Raw genomic sequence first — 21,229 nt, 5'->3', positions numbered from 1 at the left:
GCCGCTTCGGCGCTCATTGTCCTCCGTCCGGCAGGAGGAAGCCCTTTTCCGCCGGCCAGGTCAGCCAGACGGAATTGCCCTTGCTCAACGCTGCCGCGGCCACCTCGTTCGGCACCGAGACGGTGACCTTCGCACCCTGGCGCGTGGTCAGGTCGAGCTTGGTCGCCGCACCCAGATAGGTCGAAGCGACAGCAGTGGCGGCGATGCCGTTTTCGCCGGCCGCTGCCTCCGGCGCGATCGACATGTGTTCCGGCCGGATTGCCAGGATAGCGTCGCCGCGGACCTTTTCTGCTTTGCAGCGCATGTTGACCGCCCGGTCCTCGCAGACACCGGTGGCGCCATTATCGGCGGGCTTGACGCCCTTCACCGGCAGCATGTTGATCTCGCCCAGGAACTCGGCGACGAAGCGGTTGGCCGGCCGGTCGTAGACCTCGTCCGGCCTGCCGACCTGCAAGAGCTTGCCGTGATTGAAGATGGCGACGCGCGAGGAAAGCGCCAGCGCCTCGCTCTGGTCGTGAGTGACGAAGACAAAGGTGGTGCCGGTCTCCTGGTGCAGCCGCTTCATCTCGGCCTGCATCTGGCCGCGCAGGCTTTTGTCCAGCGCCGAGAACGGCTCGTCGAGAAGCAGCACGCCCGGCTCGAACACCAACGCGCGGGCGAGCGCCACGCGCTGCTGCTGGCCGCCGGAAAGCTGCGCCGGCAATTTCTTCTCGTGGCCTTTGAGACCGACGCGCTCGATCATCTCGCCGACACGGCTTTTGATCTCGGAAGCCGATTTCTTGCGCACCTTGAGCGGAAAGGCGATGTTCTGTTCCACGCTCATATGCGGGAACAAAGCATAGCCCTGGAATACCATGCCGGCGGCGCGCTGTTCGGCCGGCCGGTCGGTAACGTCGGTGCCGTCGCTGAAAAGCCTGCCCTCGCTCGGCTGCACGAAGCCGGCCAAGATCATCAGGAAGGTGGTTTTGCCGGAACCGGATGGCCCAAGCAGCGTCAGGAACTCGCCGCGGCCGATATCGAGCGTGAGATTGTCCAGCGCCCGGAACGAGCCGAAGCTCTTGCCTATCCCGTTCGCCTTGATCTCTGCGGCCCGGCCGGGTTGCTGCATCCTGCCTTCGTCCTCACGCTTGTTTCAAATCGTATGCACGGCGCGCGTTCACCGCAACCGAATAGTTTTCGTCTGTTCGGCAAATTTGATTCACGGATGGGCAGGTGGCGGGAGCGTCTCCCAAACTTGGGCGTTCGGCGGGCTCGCCAACCTTCGCGATTGGCGAAAGCGTTCATGCCGTCGTCATTTCAGGGCGGAGCAAGGAGCGAAGCGACGCGCGCAGACCCTGGTTGCATGCCGTGACCTCTGGGAGCTGCAACGGTGCAGAATTCTGATCGAGCGTGCCTTTCGCGATCGCCACGGAATGGATCCTCGGGTCAAGCCCGGGGATGACGACCGGACGGTTGGCACTCCGAGGGACATCCTAGGGCGTGCCGGCGTCCCCCGCCTTCAATACTTCGCCAGCCTGCTTTCCAAAAGCTTCGCCCGCAGCCAGTCGCTGAAGGCATTGAGTACCGGGTGGCCCGCCTTGGCATGCTCGAAGACCAGATAGTAGGAGCGCGGCGAGGGCACCGTCGCTTCGAACGGCTTGACCAGCCTGCCCTCGCTCAGCGCCCGGCGGCCGGTCAGCTCGTCTCCCATGGCGATGCCCTGGCCGGCGATTGCCGCCGAGAAGACGAGGTTCATGTCGGAAAAGAAGATGCCGCCTTCGGTGTCGGGATTCTCCACCTTCGACAGCGCCAGCCAGCGCGCCCAGTCCTCGGTATCGCTGAGATGCAGCAGGTTGGCGCGCAGCACGTCGGCGGGCTTGGAAAAGCCGCCCACCTTGTTGAGCAACGTCGGGCTGCAGAGCGGGGTGAAGGAGACCTCGCAAAGCAGCTCCACCGCGCGGTTCGGCCAGTTGCCGACGCCGAAGGCGATGAAGGCGTCGGCCTCCGGATTGCTGACATCGTCGAGCCGCCGCGGCGTCAGCACCGAGAGCGCGACGTCCGGATACATCTGCTGGAACTCGCCGATATGGGTGCACAGGAACATCGAGGCGAAGCCCGGCGGACAGGAGATGCCGAAGGAGCCGCCGACGCCGGCGCCGCTGTTTTGCGTCCCCGCGTCGCCGAGCACGGTCAGCGCTTTCCTGACATCGGCGGCATAGCGCTGGCCGCGCGGCGTCAGCGCCACGCCCTTGCCGATGCGCTGCAAGAGATCGAAGCCGAGGTCGCGTTCGAGCAGCCTCAGCTGATGCGAGACGGCGCTGCGGGTGAGGTGGAGTTCATCGGCCGCGCGCCACACGCTGCCGTGACGAGCAAAACTGTCGAGGGCGCGAAGCGCCTGCGTGGAAGGTATGCGCAAGAGGCCTCAGGTGAACCGAATTTGCACGAGCCGGGAAAACATATCACTTTTTGAAGAGCCGCTTCACTGCTTTCTTTGCGGCATGGAGAAACCGGTGACGACATCAGCGCAGGAAACGGCACTGGCCTGCATCGACGGCATCCAGCCGCTCTTGTCGGCCTGGACGCGCACCATCTTCGACCTCGGCGAGACCGCCTGGCGCGAGTACCAGTCCGCAGCCTGGTATGTCGACCGGCTGAAGCGTGAGGGCTTTTCGGTGGAAGAGGGCTCGGGCGGCATGCCGACCGCCTTCTGCGCGCATTGGACGAATGGCGAAGGACCGACGATCGGCATGTATGCCGAATACGACGCCGTGCCCGGCAACTGCCAGGATGCCGTGACGGTCAAGCAACCGCGGGCGGGGCTCAGCGTCGAGGCGGGTGGCCATACCGATCCGCATTCGGGCCTCGGCATTGGCAGCCTCGGCGGGCTGCTCGCCGCCAAGGCCGCGATGCAGCAGCATGGCATTCAAGGCACGCTGCGCTTCACTGGCGAGCCGGCAGAGAAGGTGAGGGGCTCGAAGCCGATCCATGCCGCCAAGGGCTATTATGACGGCCTTGCGGGCATGATCTCCTTTCATCCCTTCTATATGCTGCCGCTCTGCAACACCTCGCGCTGGGACACGCATTGCGGCGCGGCCTATGCGATGATCTACCGCTTCATTTGCGACGAGCCTCAGAACTGGGGCCGCGCAAGCGATGGCGCCCCGATCCCGCAGGCGCATTCCGCGGTCAGGGCGCCAGGTGCCAACGAAGCGCTGATGATGATGTACATGGCTTCCAAGGCGCTGCGCGATTCCATGCTGACGCACCAGGGCGGCTGGTCGATTAGCGAGGCGATCCTGACCGCGGGCCAGGCGACCGCCGACAATCTGCCGGCGGGCCTTGCCGAGATCCAGTACATGATCCGCGTGCCGACCATCGCCATGGCCGAGCAGGTGACCGCCGTGCTCGACCGAAACGCGGAAGCGGCGGCGAAGATGAGCGGCTGCCGCTACGAACGCCACTGGGTGTCGAAGTCGCGTCCGGGACTGGCCAACCACGCCATGGCCGGCATCACCTATGAAGCGCTCTGGACCGTCGGTCCGCCACAGTGGAACGAAGAGGCGAGGGCGATCGCCCGCGAGGTCCAGGTCAATGCTGGCGGCGAGGCCACCGAGAATCCGTTCATCGACGAGCTGGAGCGCCTTATCACGCCGCAGGAGGCCGAGGCGATCCTGCGGCGCGACCTGCCGCCCTCGCAGGTGAACTCGACCTCGGACGACTATACCGACATGAGCTGGCACGCGCCGACATCGCGCTTGTACGTCGCCCGCCCGGCGCTGCGCTCGGCAAACGGCCACGTCTATCCCGCCTGGGCGATGAATGCGTTGGGCGGCATTGCGGCCACCATCGACCCGATGGTGACCTGCGCCTCCAAGACCGTCGCGCTCACCGCGCTTCGGCTACTGGAAGACAAGGCGGCGCGCGATGCGGCCATGGACGAATTCGTCAAGCGAACCGGCGGCGGCGTCGGCGGCTCGAGCTGGATCGCGCCGCTTTGCGACTACGAGCCGCCGATAAACTTCCGCTGGCCGGAATATGTTACCACGCCGCGCGGGCGCGACTGGTGGATACCGAGCAGCCAATGATCTCAGGCAGACCGACCCACGAGGAGAACACCATGACCGTCCATGACCGCATCGTCGCCGAGCCGTTCTCGCTGCAGCGCCGCAATCCCAATGGCGGCACCAAGCCGCTTACTGCCTGGGGCTTCGCCAACGAGACCGATGTTCTGACCGACGTGCTGCTCGGCTCGCCCAATTTCCTTCGCCATCTTTCGACCAGTTCGCTGTCCAGAAAGCATTTGCGCGAGGCGCCCTGCAACATCCAGATCGCCCAGGCGCAGCACAAGGACCTCGTCGCCGCTTACGAGCATTTCGGCGTCACCATCCACTGGCACGAGCCGACGCCGGAACTGCCGATGCAGGTCTATTCGCGCGACTCCAGCGTCATGACGCACTACGGCGCGTTCATCACCGCAATGGCCAACTGGTGGCGGCGCGGCGAGAACTACGCCGCCATCCGCACCTATGAGAAGCTCGGCATCCCGATCTACGACATGGTGACCGCCGGCACCTTCGAGGGCGGCGACTTCAACGTCATCGAGGAAGGCGTGGTGCTGATCGGCTGCGGCGGCGCCCGCACGCAGGAGGAGGGCGCGCGCCAGGTGCAGGCCTGGTTCGACAAGGAAGGCTGGGAGACGCGCATCGCCTTCATCGACGAATACTACGTGCACATAGACCTGATGGTGGTGCCGATCGCCGAAAAGCTCACCGCCGTCTGCCTTGCCTGCACCGAGCCCGGCATCGTCGACTGGCTGAAGGGCAAGGGCCACGAGATCATCGACGTGCCCTTCCAGGACACGATGGCGCTCGGCTGCAACTTCATGTCGCTGGGCAAGGACAGGGTGATCGCGCCGACCTCGAGCAAGACGCTGATTGAAAAGCTGAAGGCACGCGGCTTCGAGGTGGCGGCCGTCGACATGAGCGAGATCTCCAAGACCGGCGGCGGCATTCACTGCATGGCGCAGGCGCTGAAGCGGGTGAAGGCATAGGAGCACGGCGCCGAAGCTGCCAATCTCCCCCCTTGAGGGGGAGATCTCCAGCAGGACAGAAGGGGGCGCGAAAGAGCGTCGATCTGTCCCGTTTCGCTCTCTCTCTCTACGCTGCGCCGGTCCACTCAGCGTATCGCCTCAGGCCCATGCCGGCGAACAGCATAATCATCATGATGGTGAAGAAGAAGGCCATGCCGAGGTAGAAGAAATTCGCTATGGGCGAAATCTTCACATACCGCACCTGCTTGAACGGCACGCCGCTCGGCTTTGTCGCCGCCAGTCCGAGCCAGAAGAAGAGGGTGACGGCAACGAGCACGCCGATATAAGGATCCATCCAGTCCGGCACTCTGACGAAGCCGAAATTGAACGCAAACGCCCGGTTCGCTGACAATAGCAGAACAGGCGATATCGAACAGGCAAACAGCATGCGTTTCATGCGGCGTTCCCCATATCCGCAGCGATAATCTCTCTTGATTGAAAGCCTGTTATTCCTGCCCGTCAAGATTGCAGGCAAGGCGCGTGCCGTTCTTGCCAATCGTTTGTTGAGCAAGGCCCGCACGGCCGGCTCGCTGCCCGCGATAACTTGCGGGATGCTTAACATGAGCGCACACTAAAATTCGGGCGGAGGGGGCTCATCAACAAGAACGGGAGGAATTCATGAATGCCATGAGCTTCACTGCCCTTGAGGGCGGCAAGACCACGGTCGATGCCGCCGCCCTGGAAACGCTTTCGACGCAAATACGCGGCACGGTGCTGCGGGAGGGTGACGCCGGCTACGACGGCGCGCGCAGCATCTGGAATGACATGATCGACCGGCGGCCCGGGCTGATCGCGTGCTGCGTCGGCGCCTCCGATGTCGTTGTCGCGGTGAATTTCGCCCGTGAGAACGGACTTCTCGTCTCCGTGCGCGGCGGCGGTCACAACATTGCCGGCAGCGCCATCTGCGAGGGCGGCCTCGTCATCGATCTCTCCATGATGAAGTCTGTGCGGGTCGATGTCGCGGCGCGGCGCGCCTGGGTCGGACCCGGCGCCACGCTTGTCGATGTCGACCGGGAAACACAGGCCTTCGGACTGGCGCTGCCGACCGGCATCAACTCGACCACAGGTATTGCCGGCCTGACACTGGGCGGCGGCTTCGGCTGGATCACCCGTAAATACGGGCTCACCATCGACAATCTCGTTTCGGCCGACGTGGTGACCGCGCACGGCAAGCTGCTGCGCGCCAGCGAGACCGAGAACGCGGACCTGTTCTGGGCGCTGCGCGGCGGCGGCGGCAATTTCGGCGTCGTCACGGGGTTCGAGTTCAAACTTCACCAGTTCGGGCCGCAAGTGCTGTCGGGCCTTGTCGTCCATCCCTTCGCCGTTGCCGGGAAGGTGCTTCGGGAATACCGCGCCGCGCTCGAAACCGCTCCCGACGAACTGACCTGCTGGGTGGTTATGCGGCAGGCGCCGCCGCTGCCCTTCCTGCCGGCCGAATGGCACGGCAAGGAAGTGCTGGTGCTGGCCATGTGCTATTGCGGCGATATCGAGGCTGGCGAAAAGGCGACGCAAAAGCTCCGCGCCATCGGCACGCCGATCGCCGACGTCGTCGGTCCCAACCCGTTCACGGGCTGGCAGCAGGCCTTCGATCCGCTGCTCGCACCTGGCGCCCGCAATTATTGGAAGAGCCATGACTTCACTGAGCTTTCCGACAGCGCGATCGAGATCACCACGACCGCGATATCCAGGCTTCCGGGTCCCGAATGCGAGATATTCTTCGGCCATGTCGGCGGCGTCGCTGGCCGCGTCCCGGCGGATGCGACGGCGTTTCCGCAGCGGAGCTCGCATTTCGTCATGAACGTTCACGCCCGCTGGCGCGAACCGGCCATGGACAAGGCCTGCATCGAATGGGCTCGAGACATCTATGAAGCATCAAAGCCTCATGCTGCCGGAACGGCCTATGTGAACTTCATGCCGGAGGATGAGATCGACCGTGTCGAAGCGGCCTATGGCGGCAATTATCGCCGGTTGCTCGAGATCAAGCAGCGCTACGATCCGCAGAACCTGTTCCGCATGAACCAGAACCTGCGTCCGAAGGAAGGACTGCGGGCCGCCTGACGGGGCAGCATGCCTCAGCCGCGCCGTCGCGACGCGTCTCGTTGACGAAGCCTTGAAGCCTGGAGCGCGTCGAGCCGTTGCTGGAGATGGCCGTTGAACACGATCATCTCCTTCAGCGCCTTCACCGGGTCGCCCTTGTGGCGGGCGATGAACCGCTCGGCGATTGCCTGAAGCGCCGCTTCCTCGCGGCTGTCGAGCCTGACGATGTGATCCATCTCGGGTGCTCTGCAGGTTTCCACTAGCATGTGAACAAAAAGGGAACAAAATTGTCAACGACGAATTGACTCAGCGAGGAACGGGTTCCTATTTTGTCAGCAGATGGGGCGGTTGCTCAGGATCACGGAGAGCCGCGTTGGGCAGACGGAAAAGCCGCTATGACAAATTGTTCCGGTCGGACGCGGAGGCGATCATTCGCGATGCGTTGGAACTGCGCCAGACCGTCCTGGCGGCGCAGCTCAATCTCAAGACCAACGGCGAAATGTACTGGCGGCTCAACGGGTTGGTGGAGAGGCTGCATGAGGTGATGAGCGCGGTGGCGGGCAGGGACCTCGATTTCCGCGCCGCCTGGCTCGACCTGCTGCCGCTGCCTGAGGATTATTCAGACCGGACATGAGAAATGGCCGGACCCATGGACAGCGTCGGCCGGGCGGCCAAGGCCAACATGCTGCTGATAGTCGAATGCCGCCACTGCTACCACGCCGGCCGCTTCAAGGCGAACGACGTGGCCAAGGTGGTCGGCTGGAACAAGCCGCTCGAAACCATCCGCTTCCGCTGCAAGCGCTGCGGCCGCAAGGACACTGAGGTCAAGACCCAGTTCATCGACCAGGATCACCCGCCCAAGGGTTATATCTGGGTGCTGCAGAAGGCGAGGGGATAGCAGCTGTCACTCAACACGCGAGCTATTTCTGAGACCTGGTTTTGCCGCGTTCGGGATCGACGGTGTCCCTGGCCGAAGCTACAGTGGCGGCCCTCGACACCATCGAGCCTGCCCGGAGCGCCCATGGACAGCCGCCTCGACCGCATGATCGCCCGCCTCACCACCCAGCGCCGGGCGCTGGAGCGGGCGGCGGAGGAGACCGGGGACTTGCCCGGCCCGGTGCTGGAGATCGGCCTGGGCAAGGGCCGCACCTACAGCCATCTGCGCAAGCTGTTCCCGGACCGCCGGATCATCGCCTTCGACCGCGACCTGCACGCCCCGGCTGATGCGGCGCCGGCCGGCGCCGACCTTGTGCTGGGCGAGTTCCGCGAAACGCTGTCCGCCTTGTCCGGCTGCGCGCCCGCAGCCTTGGCCCATGCCGATTTCGGCAGTGAGGACCGCGCCCGCGACACCGCCCAGGCCGGCTGGCTGGCGGCGTTGATCGATGCGTTGATGGCACCGGGTGGCCTGGTGGTCAGCGACCGGGCAATGCAGTCGCCGCGCTGGACCCCCTTGCCCTTCGACACGCCGGACTGGCCTTATTTCCTCTGGCGTGTGAACTAGCCGCCACCCCAGCTCACTTCACATCCAGCCATCCGTTCCGCGCGGCTTCGTCGGCCGGGCGGCCAAGGCCAACATGCTGCTCACAGTCGAATGCCGCCACTGCTACCACGCCGGCCGCTTCAAGGCGAACGACGTGGCCAAGGTGGTCGACTGGAACAAGCCGCTCGAAACCATCCGCTTCCGCTGCAAGCGCTGCGGCCGCAAGGACACTGAGGTCAAGGCCCAGTTCATCGACCAGGATCACCCGCCCAAGGGTTATATCTGGGTGCTGCAGAAGGCGAGGAGCTAAAACAACGACCCCTGCGCCGGCGGTTCCGCCGGAAACTTGATCTGCGTCGCCGGCTTGTCCACGATCACCAGCGCGTCGTCCGGCGCCGGCCGCTGCAGCGTCTTCGCCTCCGACCACGGCGCTGTCAGCCACAGCTCGGTTTCCGCCTCGGTGGTCAGGATCACCGGCATCGCCTTCTCGTGGATCGGCGCGATCAACGCGTTCGGCCTGGTCGTCAGGAAGCCGTAGAGCTCGTGGTCGCCCGGACCTTCCTTCACCTTGCGCACGCCATGCCAGGGCGTCCACATCCCGGCGAAGAAGAACAGCGGGCGGTCCTCGCCGAACGCGAACCAGAAATTCTTCTGCACGCCGGTTTCAGGATCCTTGTCGCCGGGCTTTGGCGAGGGTTCGGCAAAGCTCGTCACCGGCACCAGGCAGCGGTTCTCGACGCCGAGATAAGGCAGCCAGTGGGCATATTGGGGGTTGCGGATGTTGGTCGTGCCGGGATCGGCATTGCCGCGCACGCGTTCTTGCGGCGTCGGCATGCCCCAGCGCAGCCGGGCGAGCTCGCGGCTGCCGTCGGCGGCATTGCGCACCACCGGCGCCGGCTGGTTCGGATAGATGTCGACCGAAGGTTCGAGATTGCCCGAAATGTCGCGCAGCGCTCGCGTCCACTGGCGGATCGCTTCCTGGCTTGTGGTGATGTTGTAAAGATTGCACATCGGCAGCACTTCCCCGTCCCGCCGATTGTTCCCGCATTTTCCGCGGAGCGCAAACTGGTTGCCGGTGAGGCGATGGCAAGCCACACGAATTGAGGATATCGGGCGCTCAGCGTCTGCGCCCGCCGCGCCGCTTTGGCTCGGCCGGCTCCGCGGCCGGCGGCTCGCCCGGCAGGCCCAGCCGGTGGCGTTCCTCCTCGGCGAAGGCTTCGGCTTCCGCGTGGATGTTGAACAGCTGATGGGCCAGCCGGCCGCCTTCGACGACGCGCACCAGCCATTGGCCGTTGATGAATTTTACGCGGACACTGTCTGGTTCGCCTGCCACCATGTGCAGCTCCAGGCTCGTCGCCCTAAGAATTGCATCCTCGAACAGCAATACGATTTAACGCACGAAGGGTCGCCGCAAGCAACCGCTTATTATCCTCAGCAGGAGAATAGTTGCAAGGCACGAGCACACTTGATGTCGAAAATACAGATTTCCGGTAAGGGCCGTTCAAAATGGATAAAATCCAGACACTGAAAGCTTGAAGGACACCCTAGGTAGAATTCGACTTCGATGCGGCGCCCGGTCCGCGCAACGATACGCCTCTCGAGCGCTTTGGAGCGATTGTGAGCGCGTGCAGGTCCACCGCGGCAGCAGCGCTGGTTGCGGACCGATCGGTGGTGTGGAGGGCTTGCTTGCAAGGCGCGCCGACGGCCCGGCAGCCTGGGGGGGGTGTTTGGGTTCGGCGGCCGGGCCTGACCGGAGTTTGCGAGCCTGCCGGCTACTTCGAACATGCGCTTGTACTAATGCAAGGGCAAGAACGACCTAGGCCCTAGGACCAAAGCAGTGGGAGGGGCGCAAACGGCCGAATACGAGCACCGGCCCGCGCGAGGCTCCGGCCCGCCTCCACAGAACATTTGCCCAGCATCAGAAACCGAAGAACTGCTTGCCCACGAGGTAGCCCAGCGCCACGACTGCCAGCGGGAACAGCGCCGGCGCTATCCTGCCGAATGGCGAGGATCTTATCTCGCCCGCAGGGGCGTTGGGCTTGGCGTTGCCGAGGTTCTTGGTCATGGGTCCGTTACCGGAATTCGTTGCCGGGTGACCAACAATATTAGAAAGCGCTGATTAATTTTCTCACAATTCGATTGATGCAATTTGCAGCTATCGCCGGTGGTCGCTATTCGCTCGCTGGGGTGCGCTTCCCGCTTCCTTGCCGATACCGTTCAATGTCGGACCGGGTGAGCGTTACACGTGCCTGGGAACCCTTCCCGCCTTCGCTAGGTTGATATGGGAGGCGAACCACATGCTAGATAGACCGCCTGCCGAAAACCCGGGAAGGACCCTCGCCATCGTGCTGGCGGTTGGCCTTATCATCATTGCCTTGTTCTTTATCGGCTTCAGATATTCAGAGCGCGATCAGGGAGCCTTGATCGTGCCCGGAACGGTGCAGGGCAGCAAGTGATCGAGCCGAAATCCTTGCCTGCTGCTAGGGCGCGGAAAAGGCTGTAACACTTTGATTTGCCTATTATCCCCTTCAAATCTTTTAGTTTCGGGATCACACGCCAGGGAAGAAACAGGTTTTCCGAAACGTTTATCGAACAGGCAACAGTCAGCGCTTGGCGCCTGCCATGCCAAGGCGCGCTCTTGAGCAAGGAACCCCTCCGGCAACAGCGCGCACCGCGCCGAGGCCCAGGGAGACAGTAAATGTCCGCTAACGCCTACATCAACCGGATCGCGACGGCGGTTCCGGAGCATGAAGTCCACCAGTTCTACCTGCGCTACGCGGCCTCCATGCTCTGCAGCGACCGCAGGAAACTATTCGAACGCATGGCCGGGCTTGCCGGCATTGACCACCGCTTCTCCTGCTTTGCCCCGGCTCTCGACCCCGAAGGGCCGTCGGTCGATCTCGGCGGGATCTTCAAGCGGGGGGCATTTCCCGGGACGGCCGCCAGAATGGCTATGTTCGCAGAGGCCGCCCCCGCGCTGGCGCAAAAGGGCGTCGACGGGCTGCATCTCGGCAACGAGGCTTCGCGCATCACACACCTCATCGTCACCACCTGCACCGGTTTCTCCGCGCCCGGCATCGACCTCGACCTGGTTCAGCGCTGCGGCCTTGCGGACGGCGTCGAACGCACGATGATCGGTTTCATGGGCTGCTACGCTGCGGTCAACGGCCTCAAGCTTGCACGCCACATCGTACGCTCCGATCCGGGGGCAAGGGTACTGCTGGTCAACATCGAGATCTGCACACTGCACATCAGGGAAACCACCGAACTGGAAAAGCTGCTCTGCTTCTGCCTCTGGGGCGACGGCTGCGCTGCGAGCATCGTCACCGCCGAGCCGCCCGGCATCGAGCTCGACTCCTTCCGCTGCGCCGTCGCGAACGAGCAGCGCGAACTGATGACCTGGGATATCCGCGACCAAGGTTTCGACATGGTTCTTTCCGGCAAGGTGCCGGCCGCTGTCCAGGAAGCCCTGCGCAGCAACCGGGACGCGATCCTCGCAGGCCGGGCGCCGGAAGCGATCGACCTCTGGGCTGTGCATCCCGGCGGCCGCAGCATTCTCGACGCCGTCGAAAGGGCGTTTGAACTCGAGCCCGCCGCGCTCGAGCCCTCGCGCGAGGTGCTTCGCCAATATGGCAACATGTCGTCGCCAACCGTCATGTTCGTGATGGAGAAGATGCTGAAGAAGCCGGGCGGGCTGCTCGGCTGCGGCATGTCGTTCGGGCCCGGGCTGACGGCCGAGACCATGCTGTTCAGGACCGTTTCATGAGTGCGCTCGCTGAACGCAGCCTCGTTCCGGAAATCCTGGACGGGCTCGCGGCCGACGATGCGCGGGCAATCCGCTCGCGCCGCGATCTCGCCCGCATCAACGCGCTGATGTTCCAGGCGCCGATCATGGCTTTGCTCATGCGGAAATTTTTGCCGAGGCCGCCGGGCCGCATCCTGGAGATCGGCGCCGGTGACGGCACCTTCATGCTCAAGGTGGCGTGGCGCATGGCACGCGATTGGCGCGAGGTGGAGCTGACGATGCTCGATCGCGTCCGCCTCGCCACGCCGAAGCTCGCGGCGGATTTCGCCGGGCTGGGATGGAGGGTCGAAACCATCACCGCAGATGTCTTCGATTGGGCGGAGAGGGCCGATGGCAGGGCCTTCGACGCGATCACGGTCAACCTGTTCCTGCATCATTTCAACGATGCTGCACTGCTTCGCCTGTTCTCGCTTTTGCGGCCCAAGGCGCCGCTCATCCTGGCGACGGAACCGCTGCGGGCGGGCTTTGCACTGGTCGCGGCCCGGCTTCTGCCGGCAATTGGCGTCAACGACGTCACGCGACATGATGCGGTTGAAAGCGTCCGCGCCGGCTTTCGCGGCCACGAGCTTTCCGATCTTTGGGCTGCCGCCGGCGGCAACCCGCTCGAGGAACGGCGCGTAGGGCCTTTCTCGCATGTCTTTGTCGGGGCCTCGGCGATCCAGGTCGGGGATGCGCCCAGGGATAAGCCGTGAAGCGCGCATCCACCCACGATGCGATCATCATCGGCGCCGGCCCGGCGGGCACGTCGGCGGCGCTGGCGCTCGCCCGGCGCGGATGGGCTGTCGCGATCGTGGAGAAGAGCGCGTTTCCGCGCCACAAGGTATGCGGCGAATACATCTCGGCAAGCAACCTCGCGCTCCTTGACCGGCTGGGTATCGGCGATGCCTGGCGCGGCGAGGCCGGTCCGGAAATACGCCGGGTCGGCCTCTTTTCCGGCAATGCCAGCATCGAGGCGCCGATGCCGGGCGCGCGATCCGGACCCGCGGCAAGAAACGGCTTCGGCCGCGCGCTTGGCCGCGACATATTGGACACGCTGCTGCTCGACGCGGCCCGCTCGGCTGGCGTGGAAGTGTTCCAGCCCTGCCGTGCCGTCGCCATCGAAGGGGACGGCGACCGCCAGGCGGTGCGGATCCAGGCTACAAGCGGCAGTCCCGGCGAGGAGGGGATGATCCTGCGGGCATCGGTAATCGTCGCTGCACACGGTTCGTGGGAGCCGGGGCCGCTGCCGAGCCAGCTCGGGAAGCAAAGCCGCTCCTCGGACCTGCTCGGGTTCAAGGCACATTTCACCGGGTCGGCGCTGCCGCCCGATCTGATGCCGCTGCTCACTTTTCCCGGCGGCTACGGCGGCATGGTGCTCGCCGACCGTGGCCGCCTATCGATCTCGTGCTGCATTAGGCGCGACGTGCTTGCCCGGCTGCGCGGCAGCCTTACCCGCGAACGCGGCGGCCATGTTCCGGCGGCCGAAGCCGTCGAGCGTCACATCAGGGCGACATGCCGGGGCGCACGGGACGCGCTGGCGGATGCCCGTCTTGACGGTCCGTGGCTCGCCGCAGGCCCGATCCGGCCGGGCATCCGCGCAGGCTACGAAGCGGACATCTTCCGCGTCGGCAATGTCGCAGGCGAGTCGCATCCGATTATCGCCGAGGGGATATCGATGGCGCTTCAGTCCGGCTGGCTTGTGGCTCAGGAACTCTGCGGGGCGGCGAGCGGGCGGGCGGGACGGGAAGCGGCCGGCAAACGCTACGAGGCGGTCTGGCGAAGATTATTCTCCACGCGGGTCCTAGCCGCCGAAGCCCTGGCTCGGCTAGCCCTCGGCCCCGGCGGCGTCGCGTTGATGGAGGTAGTCGTCCGCAATTTTCCACGCACGCTCACCTTTGGAGCGCGGCTCAGCGGCAAGACAAAACCTGTCCCTGGTTTGGCCGATGCGCGCCTGGCTCGATAGGTTGGCCTAGAGTTCAGCCACGATGATGTCGACTGAATTTTGGCGGCGACCTCACCGCTGCCGTGCCTGTCCGCAATCACCGAAGTGGCGTAATCCGTTGCTGCTCCAGTTTTGCCGATCCCTGGCTTGGATTTCGTTGCGAAGAAGAGTGCCGTGACAATAAGCCACCGCCGGGATGCGTGGCATTGGATCGCGCGCGCCAAGAGCACACTATCGTTCAGCTCGCTTTCGAGTCGAGCCCACACTGGCATACGCGCCTATAGCGGTGCGTGAATTCCGTTCCGCGCAGCGCAGTCGGGTTATGGAACATTCCGGCTCAACCGGAGTTTGCATATATCCGGCTTTCTGCCGCCGAGCCCCTGATGCGTTGTGAGGTGGCCTGAGGGCGGCGCTCGCCACGCCTCGAGGAGGCCCTACGATGGTCCAGCACACGATCCCTCGCAATCCGCACAGCACGGCAAGCATTGCCGGCCATCCTGTTCATGCAATGCTGATACCGTTCCCGATCGCCTTCTTCGTCGCGACCTTCGTTTGCGACCTTATCTTCTGGCGAACCGGTAATCCGGGCTGGGTCACCGCTACGCTCTGGCTGCTGGGGGCCGGTCTGACCATGGCCGTGCTGGCGGCTCTTGCCGGCTTGACCGATGTCCTGGGGGACACCCAGATCCGCAATCTCCAAGACGCATGGCTTCACGCCGGCGGCAACGTGGTCGTCGTTCTCATCGAACTTTACAACTGGTACTCGCGGTATGCCGACGCGGAGGCAGCGGTAGTGCCGGTTGGACTTGTCCTGTCGCTGATCGTTGTCCTCATCCTTCTGTTCACCGGCTGGAAGGGTTGGGGAATGGTCTATCGGCATCACGTCGGCGTTGCCGACGATTCGGACCAAATGCGCTGAATGCGCCCGTTTGCCGGGGATTGAAGCAGCTCCAGGATTTCGCTGGAAGCTGTATAAAAACAATCGGCTGGATTGGGCAAGCGATTCAAAGGTTGAACAGCTCCAAGCGACGTTGGCCGACGGAAGCGGGTTCAGCTTGAACAGTCCGATCTACGACTACGACGGAATCGATAGGCCGGCCGGAAAGGTGTAGGATGCCTTGTCGTCCGCACCCAGACGAGGCACACGGACGCTTGAAAGAGTAGATCGCGCTTTCGCCCATCTAAGGGGCAGGGAGGCGTCATGGCTTTCACCAAACACAGCGGAATATTCACGCCAGTCGAGCTGGAGCTCCTCCAGAAAGTATTCGATCAGTTGTGCAACGATCGCCGTCTGGCGTTAAAAGACGGGGGCGAAAGAGAACAGCTTGCCTCCGACGTGCTCGAAGCCTTCCAAAACGGCTTCAGCGCCGAAGCGGAGTTGTTGCAATCGCTTGCGGAGCGCCGCACCGCACCGTCGCGACGCAATCCGGCTCGACAGCTCCGTCCTTGATTGTCTGGCGCGGCGAAGGCTGTCTTCCCGCATCGGGGTTGACGTTGCGATCTGCCGCCCTGGAAGAGATGCCGCAGCTGGTCGCGCCAGGCTCTTCCTGCCGTTTTTTAACCTCAATCCGTTCTTAGCTGGCGATCGCCCGAAAGGGTAGAACCTTCGCGCTTGCTTGACTCGGCCCGCAAAAACGGGCAGCAAAGCGGCTGAGGGAGAGCATTTTTACCGTGGCGCAGACCATGGAGGGCTCTTTTTTCGTATGGACCGTCGCCACAATGGCGATTGGTGGAGGGATTGGTTAACCATCTTTGTCCATCTTTTGAATCAATCGGCAACAGACGCGTGAAGGTGCAGGGGGCACCAGGCGAACTGTGATCGTGACGGGTGCCAGGTCCGCAAACCGGCATGCCGATTGAGAGTGGTCGTATGGCGTTTTTGCGTTTGAAGAACCGGGGTGACGCTCCTGAAGAGGGGGTAACTTCGAAGAAATCTGGTGGTCATCGTTGGGTTGTGGTGCCTGCTGTCGGCGCTGCCCTGGCCCTGTGGTCGGTCGCGACCATGGCCGGCCTCTATTCCGTGAGTACCTCGCTCACCGCCGCCTCCAACGGATTGCCGCAGAGCCTGCTTGCGCCGCATAGCATCGTGCTTGGCGACCAGCGCCGCAAGGTCGCGAACGCCTGGGCGCCGCGCCTTGCCGCGAACGGTGCGCACAAGACGGGCTCGCTCACCCGCGGCTGCGATGCCGGCTGCCTCAGTCTCGCAGCCAGCTTTGCGAGCTCCACGCCAAACCCCTCCAGCTTGGTGCATGACGGCAAGGCCGCGCGGCTGAAACCGGCACCGGATAGCGTATCGCATGAGAAGGTTGTCGCGGCTTCCGCCGCGGACGTCGCCGACCGTTTCGACAGCGTCATCAAGCGCGCCGGGCTTTCGCCGCAGAAACTGGCCGATGCCTTCCGGCGCGCCGAGAACGCTCCGGTCCTGCTGGCGAGCTTGCCGTCGGCAAGCCGCTTCGGCGGCGCGGCCGACAGCGGTTCGGCCCGGAGTGGGCTGACCTTGAGCGGCCCGGCCGAGTCACGCTTTGGCGGAAATCAGGTCGACGTTCAGCGCGCGTCCGAACTGGCGCTGGCGCTTGCCAATGTCATGCCCGAAGAGACGGTCGACGTGCCGACCGCCGTCGCGCTCGCCAGCGGCGACGCGCCTGAGATGACGGCCGGCGCTTCCGGCGACGACGGAAAAGCTGAAGTGCAGGTCGCTTCGCTGCCGCCGCAGGATGGTTTGCCCGACAGCATCGCAGTGCCTGGTTTGAGGCCGCGCACCGCCCTCGAGCGCGTGACGGAAGAGCCTGAACAGAATGCCGCGAGGAAGCCGGAACCGGCCAAGCCGCAGGCAAGCCAGGCGGCAAGGCCCCAAATTGCCAAACCGGAGTCGGCCAAACCGCAGCCGGCCAAGCCGCAGCCGACCGTTGTCGACTCCGCCGAAGGTGCGCAGACGCCGCGCTCGCTGAGGAGCTCCGACCAGGCGCTTCCGGGTGTGCAGGGTGCGAAGCCGATTGAGGCCGCGCCGGCCAAGCGCAGCAAGGCGCAAGCCTCCGAGATGCTCGCCTACGCCAAGCCGGACACGCCCGAGCGCGGCGGTCTCGGCAACGCCTTCAGGGGTCTGTTCAACAGTCCTTCGACGGGCAATGGCGTCGCCGTCTATGACATCTCGACGGCGACGGTCTACATGCCCGATGGCTCCAAGCTGGAGGCGCATTCGGGGAAGGGCGCCATGGCCGACCAGCCGCGCTTCGCCAACCGCAAGAATTCCGGCCCGACGCCGCCCGACACCTACAATCTGTCGCTGCGTGAATCGCGCTTCCACGGCGTCGAGGCCATCCGGCTGACGCCGACCAGCGGCAGGAACAAATATAACCGCAACGGTCTGCTCGCCCATACCTATCTGCTGCGCGGCGCCCCAGCCCAATCCAGCGGCTGCGTGGCCTTCAAGGATTATGGCCGCTTCCTCTCTGCCTTCAAGAAGGGGAAGATCAAGCGCCTGGTCGTTGTGCCGCGCCTGAACGGGTCGCCCACCCAGGTCGCCCAGGAAGGCCGCCAGGGCTGACCCCGCCCGCCACTATGCCGGCAGCAGCTTGTTGCCGGTAGGCTGCCTTTGATCTCTTGACGGTTTGCGGTCTTTACCGCCGTTGACGCGCGGCGCGGTCGACGCACGCGCTTGATGTCTTCGCCACGTCTCTTGCAACAGCGGCAGTGACCGGTTCCATCGAATTGCGGATGAGGAAAGGGAGAACTCCCTCTCCCAGAAAGCATATATGGCGCAGCCCGGGCTTGCGGCAAGCCCCCGGCAATGCCGTATGTACGCTGCCCTTGACCTCAGTTTAGGAAAGGGAGTTTGCATGCGGATTTTACTGTCGACTTACGGTTCGCGCGGCGATGTCGAGCCGGTGGTGGCGCTGGGCGAGCGACTGCAGGCGCTCGGCGCCGAGGTGCGGGTGAGTGTCCCCGGCGATGAAGAATTTGCAGCGCTGTGCGCCCGTGCCGGTGTGGAGCTGGTGCCGGCCTTCGCACCGGTGCGCGAATGGGTAAAGGAGATGACGCGGCGCAGGGCATCGGAATCGCCGAAGGACGTGGCCGCGCTCATCTCCGGCCAGGCGGCCGAGATCCTCGCCAGGCAATACGATACGCTCATGGCGGCCGCCGAAGGCTGCGATGCCGTGGTGGCCTGCGGCCTGTTTCCGTCCTGTGCCGCCGCGCGGCTGGTCGCCGGGCAGCGGCACATGCGCTACATCCTTGCCACCTTCTGTCCGATCTGGCTGCCGTCGGTGCACAACCGGCCGCATGAATATCCGGGACATCCGCTTCCAGCCGGGGTGACCGACAACCGGCTGCTGTGGGAGACGGATATCGCGACCAAGAACGCGCTGTTCGGCCAAGCGATCAACAGCTGGCGCGCGTCGCTCGGATTGCCTGCGGCGGAGAATGTCCGCGATTATGTCTACGGCGATCCGGTCCTGCTCGCCTGCGACCCAGCGCTCGGGCCGTGGCTGCCATCGGACCTGACCGATGCCAGGCAGACCGGCGCCTGGATCCTGGCCGACGAGCGGCCGCTGCCCGACGGGCTGGAGGCATTCCTCGAAGCCGGCCCGCCTCCGGTCTATGTCGGCTTCGGCTCCATTGCCGTGGCCAAGGAGGCCGGCCGTGCGGCCATCGAGGCGGTCCGTGCCAAGGGCCGGCGCACGGTGATCGCGCGTGGCTGGGCCGAGCTTGGCCTTACCGACGACCGGGACGATTGCTTCGCCGTCGGCGATGTCAACCAGCAGACGCTGTTCCGCCGCGTCGCCGCGGTCATGCATCACGGCGGTGCCGGAACGACCGTCGCCGCCGCGCGGGCAGGAGCGCCGCAACTGGTGGTGCCGCAGATCGGCGACCAGCCGTACTGGGCGCGGCGGGTGGCCGAGCTCGGCATCGGCGCAGCTCATGACGGCCCGGTTCCGACAGCGGGGTCATTGTCGGCGGCGATGGAGACGGCGCTGGCGCCCGAAACCCGCATCCGTGCGAGCGAGGTTGCCCGTTTGGTCCGCGCCGACGGCGCGGCGGTAGCGGCGAAGCTGTTGATCGAGATGTTCGGTCGTGCCTGACCTTCACTGCGTCAGTTCCGCCAGCGCCCTCTGCAGGGGCGCCGGCGAGACCTGGATCGGGCCGGAGAAAGGGCTGTCCATGTCGATGATCAGATAGATTGCCGCGGCCACCAGCGCTCCCGACATGAGGCACGTGAAGATGATGGTTCCATTGCACGGTGCTCGGAAGCCGAAGCTGGCGAAGATCAGCGTCAGCCAGGCAACGAGCAGCGCGATCAGCGGCGCGGGGATGGCACCCTCGGACTGCTCGGCCAGGATCCAGCGCTGCGCGATCACCTTCTGCAGCTGCTGTGTCGCCGCCTGTTGCGCGGCGGTCTGCCTGGCGTTCGCAGGGGTCAATCCGCCCACGATATCGCCGACCTGATTGAGCAGCAGTTCCGACAGCCTGTTTGGGACGACCGTCGTGTCGCTGTCGGCGGTCGAGGTATCGACGACGCGCTGCACATAGGCGGTGAGCGATTGCCGGGCGCCGTCCGCCTCCGGTCCATAGTGTCGGAGCGTTCTGTCGAGCAGAATGAGATCGGTGGCGAAGGTGTGGACGTTGACGTTGATGGATTCGAACGTGTTCTTGGCCGAGTTGATCATCAGGCCGAGGACCAGCGAGGACATCACCATGAAGAGGTTCGCGGCGAGCCGCACCACCGCGCTGGTATCGTCGCCAAGGTGGTGAGCAGGGAAGCGCTCATGCACCATCAGGCTGACCAGCGACGCCCCGGCCAGACATGCAAAAATCGCCGCCCCTATAAGCACTTCGCCCATAGCTGATATTGCGCACGGGAAAGGACGGTTGCCAATTGGGTGGAGGTGGTTGAATCAAAGCGGAAGCATACAGGCGTATGTGGTTGTTCGCCAACGATGCTTTCGGGCTCGTCGTAATGTGCAGCGGAGCGAAGGGCAAAATCCGCTTCCAATGCCGGCCGAAGACGCTATCTATTGCGCCGGGCGGCTCCACCCTCTCACCATCACGAGGCAATCCATGACAATTCGCGCTGTCGTCTGGGGCGAGAACATCCATGAGCGGACCAATGAGGTGGTCGCCGGCATCTATCCGCAAGGCATGCACACGGCCATCGCCAACGCGCTCAACGCCGACAAGGCGATCTCCGCCTCGACCGCGACGCTGGAGCAGCCGGAGCATGGGTTGCCTGAATCCCGCCTCGCCGAGACCGACGTGCTCGTCTGGTGGGGTCACAAGGACCATGGCGCGGTGGCCGACGATGTGGTCGAGCGCGTCGCACGCCGCGTCTTCGAAGGCATGGGACTGATCGTGCTCCACTCCGGCCATTTCTCGAAAATCTTCAAACGGCTGATGGGCACGCCCTGCACGCTCAAATGGCGCGAGGCCGGTGAGCGCGAACGGCTCTGGGTGACGAGCCCCAGCCACCCGATCGCCGAAGGCATCGGCGAGTTTTTCGAGCTCGAGAACGAGGAGATGTATGGCGAGCAGTTCGCCGTGCCGGAGCCGCTGGAGACAGTCTTCATCTCCTGGTTCCAGGGCGGCGAGGTGTTCCGCTCAGGCCTTACCTACCGGCGCGGCGCCGGCAATGTCTTCTACTTCCGCCCGGGCCACGAAACCTATCCGACCTACCACGACGCGACCGTGCACAAGGTGCTGCGCAACGCAGTGAAGTGGGCGCACAACCCGCAGGGCAGGAATTCCGCCATCCTCAAAGCACCCAACGTGCCGGTGGAGAAGGCGCTGGAGCCGATCGTCGAACGCGGCGGCAAGCTGCATGCGCCCGGCGAGGCTGGTTTCCGCTAAAACGTTTTCTGTTTGGGATTGCGTGCAAGCAACAATTAGATCGTCCGCCTAATATCATTGAATCGAACCAATTCCTCT

24 protein-coding genes and 1 pseudogene are annotated in these 21,229 nt (G+C 64.4%); 16 read left to right on the top strand and 9 right to left on the bottom strand.

Translation table 11 applies throughout. The features are described 5' to 3' along the window. Window positions 1-13: 13 nt before the first annotated feature. Window positions 14-1,108 carry an ABC transporter ATP-binding protein gene (locus CK218_RS21145; protein ID WP_095828773.1) on the bottom strand — a complete coding sequence of 365 codons (1,095 nt, stop codon included), beginning with the start codon at window positions 1,106-1,108 and terminating at the stop codon, window positions 14-16. A 390-nt stretch (window positions 1,109-1,498) separates the two neighbouring features. Next, window positions 1,499-2,395, bottom strand: coding sequence for a LysR substrate-binding domain-containing protein (locus tag CK218_RS21140; protein ID WP_066999260.1), 897 nt, complete (start codon window positions 2,393-2,395; stop codon window positions 1,499-1,501). Between the two features lie 82 nt (window positions 2,396-2,477). Between CK218_RS21140 and CK218_RS21135 the strand changes: the two genes are divergently transcribed. Beyond that, a complete protein-coding gene (locus CK218_RS21135) occupies window positions 2,478-4,064 on the top strand; it encodes an amidohydrolase (RefSeq protein WP_179294558.1) in 1,587 nt (528 codons plus the stop codon). A 32-nt stretch (window positions 4,065-4,096) separates the two neighbouring features. After that, window positions 4,097-5,029 carry a dimethylarginine dimethylaminohydrolase family protein gene (locus CK218_RS21130; protein ID WP_095828772.1) on the top strand — a complete coding sequence of 311 codons (933 nt, stop codon included), beginning with the start codon at window positions 4,097-4,099 and terminating at the stop codon, window positions 5,027-5,029. A 106-nt stretch (window positions 5,030-5,135) separates the two neighbouring features. Here CK218_RS21130 and CK218_RS21125 read toward each other — a convergent pair whose 3' ends face one another. After that, window positions 5,136-5,630, bottom strand: coding sequence for a hypothetical protein (locus CK218_RS21125; RefSeq protein WP_143749670.1), 495 nt, complete (start codon window positions 5,628-5,630; stop codon window positions 5,136-5,138). Window positions 5,631-5,686: 56 nt separating this feature from the next. Between CK218_RS21125 and CK218_RS21120 the strand changes: the two genes are divergently transcribed. Next, entirely contained in the window at window positions 5,687-7,126 is a 1,440-nt protein-coding gene (locus tag CK218_RS21120; RefSeq protein WP_095828771.1) for an FAD-binding oxidoreductase, read from the top strand. A gap of 14 nt (window positions 7,127-7,140) precedes the next feature. Here CK218_RS21120 and CK218_RS21115 read toward each other — a convergent pair whose 3' ends face one another. Continuing rightward, window positions 7,141-7,341, bottom strand: a complete 201-nt coding sequence (locus CK218_RS21115; RefSeq protein ID WP_066999275.1) for a hypothetical protein — start codon at window positions 7,339-7,341, stop codon at window positions 7,141-7,143. Between the two features lie 137 nt (window positions 7,342-7,478). Here CK218_RS21115 and CK218_RS21110 point away from each other — a divergent pair, with 137 nt between their 5' ends. The 4 genes from CK218_RS21110 (at window position 7,479) to CK218_RS21095 (ending at window position 8,895) form a co-directional block, all read left to right on the top strand. Continuing rightward, entirely contained in the window at window positions 7,479-7,739 is a 261-nt protein-coding gene (locus tag CK218_RS21110; RefSeq protein WP_066999278.1) for a hypothetical protein, read from the top strand. Between the two features lie 3 nt (window positions 7,740-7,742). After that, complete coding sequence (locus tag CK218_RS21105; protein WP_127334995.1) at window positions 7,743-8,003, top strand: hypothetical protein; 261 nt, start codon at window positions 7,743-7,745, stop codon at window positions 8,001-8,003. A gap of 123 nt (window positions 8,004-8,126) precedes the next feature. Further along, on the top strand, window positions 8,127-8,606 hold the full coding sequence (locus CK218_RS21100) for a class I SAM-dependent methyltransferase (protein ID WP_095828770.1): 480 nt from the start codon (window positions 8,127-8,129) through the stop codon (window positions 8,604-8,606). A gap of 73 nt (window positions 8,607-8,679) precedes the next feature. Continuing rightward, window positions 8,680-8,895: a hypothetical protein gene (locus CK218_RS21095; protein WP_095828769.1), complete on the top strand. Its 216-nt coding sequence runs from the start codon at window positions 8,680-8,682 to the stop codon at window positions 8,893-8,895. Here the strand turns inward: CK218_RS21095 and CK218_RS21090 are convergent. The 3 genes from CK218_RS21090 to CK218_RS30725 all read right to left on the bottom strand — a co-directional run bounded on the left by CK218_RS21090 (window position 8,892) and on the right by CK218_RS30725 (window position 10,650). Continuing rightward, window positions 8,892-9,596, bottom strand: a complete 705-nt coding sequence (locus CK218_RS21090; protein WP_095828768.1) for an SOS response-associated peptidase — start codon at window positions 9,594-9,596, stop codon at window positions 8,892-8,894. The genes CK218_RS21095 and CK218_RS21090 overlap by 4 nt on opposite strands. 106 nt (window positions 9,597-9,702) lie before the next feature. Next, window positions 9,703-9,921 (bottom strand): hypothetical protein, encoded by a 219-nt coding sequence (locus CK218_RS21085; RefSeq protein WP_066999287.1) that lies wholly within the window; start codon window positions 9,919-9,921, stop codon window positions 9,703-9,705. 582 nt (window positions 9,922-10,503) lie between these two features. Further along, the gene (locus CK218_RS30725; RefSeq protein ID WP_082954140.1) at window positions 10,504-10,650 is read right to left on the bottom strand and encodes a hypothetical protein; all 147 of its coding nucleotides are present in this window, start codon (window positions 10,648-10,650) and stop codon (window positions 10,504-10,506) included. 232 nt (window positions 10,651-10,882) lie between these two features. On the opposite strand from CK218_RS30725, the gene CK218_RS30720 reads away from it, so the two are divergent. The 4 genes from CK218_RS30720 to CK218_RS21060 all read left to right on the top strand — a co-directional run bounded on the left by CK218_RS30720 (window position 10,883) and on the right by CK218_RS21060 (window position 14,332). Next, window positions 10,883-11,041: a hypothetical protein gene (locus CK218_RS30720; RefSeq protein WP_156751168.1), complete on the top strand. Its 159-nt coding sequence runs from the start codon at window positions 10,883-10,885 to the stop codon at window positions 11,039-11,041. Between the two features lie 242 nt (window positions 11,042-11,283). Then, on the top strand, window positions 11,284-12,351 hold the full coding sequence (locus CK218_RS21070) for a type III polyketide synthase (RefSeq protein ID WP_095828765.1): 1,068 nt from the start codon (window positions 11,284-11,286) through the stop codon (window positions 12,349-12,351). After that, entirely contained in the window at window positions 12,348-13,082 is a 735-nt protein-coding gene (locus tag CK218_RS21065) for a methyltransferase domain-containing protein (protein ID WP_095828764.1), read from the top strand. The genes CK218_RS21070 and CK218_RS21065 overlap by 4 nt, the downstream gene beginning before the upstream one ends. Next, window positions 13,079-14,332: an NAD(P)/FAD-dependent oxidoreductase gene (locus CK218_RS21060; protein WP_095828763.1), complete on the top strand. Its 1,254-nt coding sequence runs from the start codon at window positions 13,079-13,081 to the stop codon at window positions 14,330-14,332. Before CK218_RS21065 ends, CK218_RS21060 begins: the two co-directional genes overlap by 4 nt. A gap of 29 nt (window positions 14,333-14,361) precedes the next feature. On the opposite strand, the pseudogene CK218_RS31185 reads toward CK218_RS21060, so the two are convergent. Next, window positions 14,362-14,515 (bottom strand): annotated as a pseudogene (locus CK218_RS31185) (SAM-dependent methyltransferase); the annotation flags it as partial. Window positions 14,516-14,750: 235 nt separating this feature from the next. Here CK218_RS31185 and CK218_RS21050 point away from each other — a divergent pair. The 4 genes from CK218_RS21050 to CK218_RS21035 all read left to right on the top strand — a co-directional run bounded on the left by CK218_RS21050 (window position 14,751) and on the right by CK218_RS21035 (window position 19,389). Beyond that, complete coding sequence (locus CK218_RS21050) at window positions 14,751-15,230, top strand: DUF2231 domain-containing protein (protein WP_245435123.1); 480 nt, start codon at window positions 14,751-14,753, stop codon at window positions 15,228-15,230. A gap of 282 nt (window positions 15,231-15,512) precedes the next feature. After that, complete coding sequence (locus tag CK218_RS30715) at window positions 15,513-15,761, top strand: hypothetical protein (RefSeq protein ID WP_179294557.1); 249 nt, start codon at window positions 15,513-15,515, stop codon at window positions 15,759-15,761. A gap of 507 nt (window positions 15,762-16,268) precedes the next feature. Next, window positions 16,269-17,855, top strand: coding sequence for a tlde1 domain-containing protein (locus CK218_RS21040; RefSeq protein ID WP_245435122.1), 1,587 nt, complete (start codon window positions 16,269-16,271; stop codon window positions 17,853-17,855). A 292-nt stretch (window positions 17,856-18,147) separates the two neighbouring features. Next, window positions 18,148-19,389 carry a glycosyltransferase gene (locus CK218_RS21035; RefSeq protein ID WP_095828762.1) on the top strand — a complete coding sequence of 414 codons (1,242 nt, stop codon included), beginning with the start codon at window positions 18,148-18,150 and terminating at the stop codon, window positions 19,387-19,389. A 3-nt stretch (window positions 19,390-19,392) separates the two neighbouring features. On the opposite strand, the gene CK218_RS21030 is transcribed toward CK218_RS21035, so the two are convergent. After that, complete coding sequence (locus CK218_RS21030; RefSeq protein ID WP_095824652.1) at window positions 19,393-20,148, bottom strand: DUF4239 domain-containing protein; 756 nt, start codon at window positions 20,146-20,148, stop codon at window positions 19,393-19,395. A 217-nt stretch (window positions 20,149-20,365) separates the two neighbouring features. Here CK218_RS21030 and CK218_RS21025 point away from each other — a divergent pair, with 217 nt between their 5' ends. Then, window positions 20,366-21,151, top strand: coding sequence for a ThuA domain-containing protein (locus tag CK218_RS21025; RefSeq protein ID WP_095828811.1), 786 nt, complete (start codon window positions 20,366-20,368; stop codon window positions 21,149-21,151). Window positions 21,152-21,229 lie beyond the last annotated feature (78 nt).

The sequence above is a fragment of the Mesorhizobium sp. WSM3879 genome, assembly GCF_002294915.1.
Classification (GTDB): domain Bacteria; phylum Pseudomonadota; class Alphaproteobacteria; order Rhizobiales; family Rhizobiaceae; genus Mesorhizobium.
The sequence above is the reverse complement of the archived record's forward strand: the minus strand, read 5'-3'. Positions and strand labels throughout refer to the sequence as shown.

Coding starts and splice junctions, on each gene's coding strand:
- CK218_RS30720 (WP_156751168.1), top strand. CDS start 10,883: ATGCTAGATAGACCGCCTGCCGAAAACCCGGGAAGGACCCTCGCCATC.
- CK218_RS21085 (WP_066999287.1), bottom strand. CDS start 9,921: ATGGTGGCAGGCGAACCAGACAGTGTCCGCGTAAAATTCATCAACGGC.
- CK218_RS21115 (WP_066999275.1), bottom strand. CDS start 7,341: ATGGATCACATCGTCAGGCTCGACAGCCGCGAGGAAGCGGCGCTTCAG.
- CK218_RS21095 (WP_095828769.1), top strand. CDS start 8,680: ATGCTGCTCACAGTCGAATGCCGCCACTGCTACCACGCCGGCCGCTTC.
- CK218_RS21025 (WP_095828811.1), top strand. CDS start 20,366: ATGACAATTCGCGCTGTCGTCTGGGGCGAGAACATCCATGAGCGGACC.
- CK218_RS21035 (WP_095828762.1), top strand. CDS start 18,148: ATGCGGATTTTACTGTCGACTTACGGTTCGCGCGGCGATGTCGAGCCG.
- CK218_RS30715 (WP_179294557.1), top strand. CDS start 15,513: ATGGCTTTCACCAAACACAGCGGAATATTCACGCCAGTCGAGCTGGAG.
- CK218_RS30725 (WP_082954140.1), bottom strand. CDS start 10,650: ATGACCAAGAACCTCGGCAACGCCAAGCCCAACGCCCCTGCGGGCGAG.
- CK218_RS21030 (WP_095824652.1), bottom strand. CDS start 20,148: ATGGGCGAAGTGCTTATAGGGGCGGCGATTTTTGCATGTCTGGCCGGG.
- CK218_RS21065 (WP_095828764.1), top strand. CDS start 12,348: ATGAGTGCGCTCGCTGAACGCAGCCTCGTTCCGGAAATCCTGGACGGG.
- CK218_RS21050 (WP_245435123.1), top strand. CDS start 14,751: ATGGTCCAGCACACGATCCCTCGCAATCCGCACAGCACGGCAAGCATT.
- CK218_RS21100 (WP_095828770.1), top strand. CDS start 8,127: ATGGACAGCCGCCTCGACCGCATGATCGCCCGCCTCACCACCCAGCGC.
- CK218_RS21120 (WP_095828771.1), top strand. CDS start 5,687: ATGAATGCCATGAGCTTCACTGCCCTTGAGGGCGGCAAGACCACGGTC.
- CK218_RS21105 (WP_127334995.1), top strand. CDS start 7,743: ATGGCCGGACCCATGGACAGCGTCGGCCGGGCGGCCAAGGCCAACATG.
- CK218_RS21090 (WP_095828768.1), bottom strand. CDS start 9,596: ATGTGCAATCTTTACAACATCACCACAAGCCAGGAAGCGATCCGCCAG.
- CK218_RS21130 (WP_095828772.1), top strand. CDS start 4,097: ATGACCGTCCATGACCGCATCGTCGCCGAGCCGTTCTCGCTGCAGCGC.
- CK218_RS21135 (WP_179294558.1), top strand. CDS start 2,478: ATGGAGAAACCGGTGACGACATCAGCGCAGGAAACGGCACTGGCCTGC.
- CK218_RS21145 (WP_095828773.1), bottom strand. CDS start 1,108: ATGCAGCAACCCGGCCGGGCCGCAGAGATCAAGGCGAACGGGATAGGC.
- CK218_RS21125 (WP_143749670.1), bottom strand. CDS start 5,630: ATGTTAAGCATCCCGCAAGTTATCGCGGGCAGCGAGCCGGCCGTGCGG.
- CK218_RS21070 (WP_095828765.1), top strand. CDS start 11,284: ATGTCCGCTAACGCCTACATCAACCGGATCGCGACGGCGGTTCCGGAG.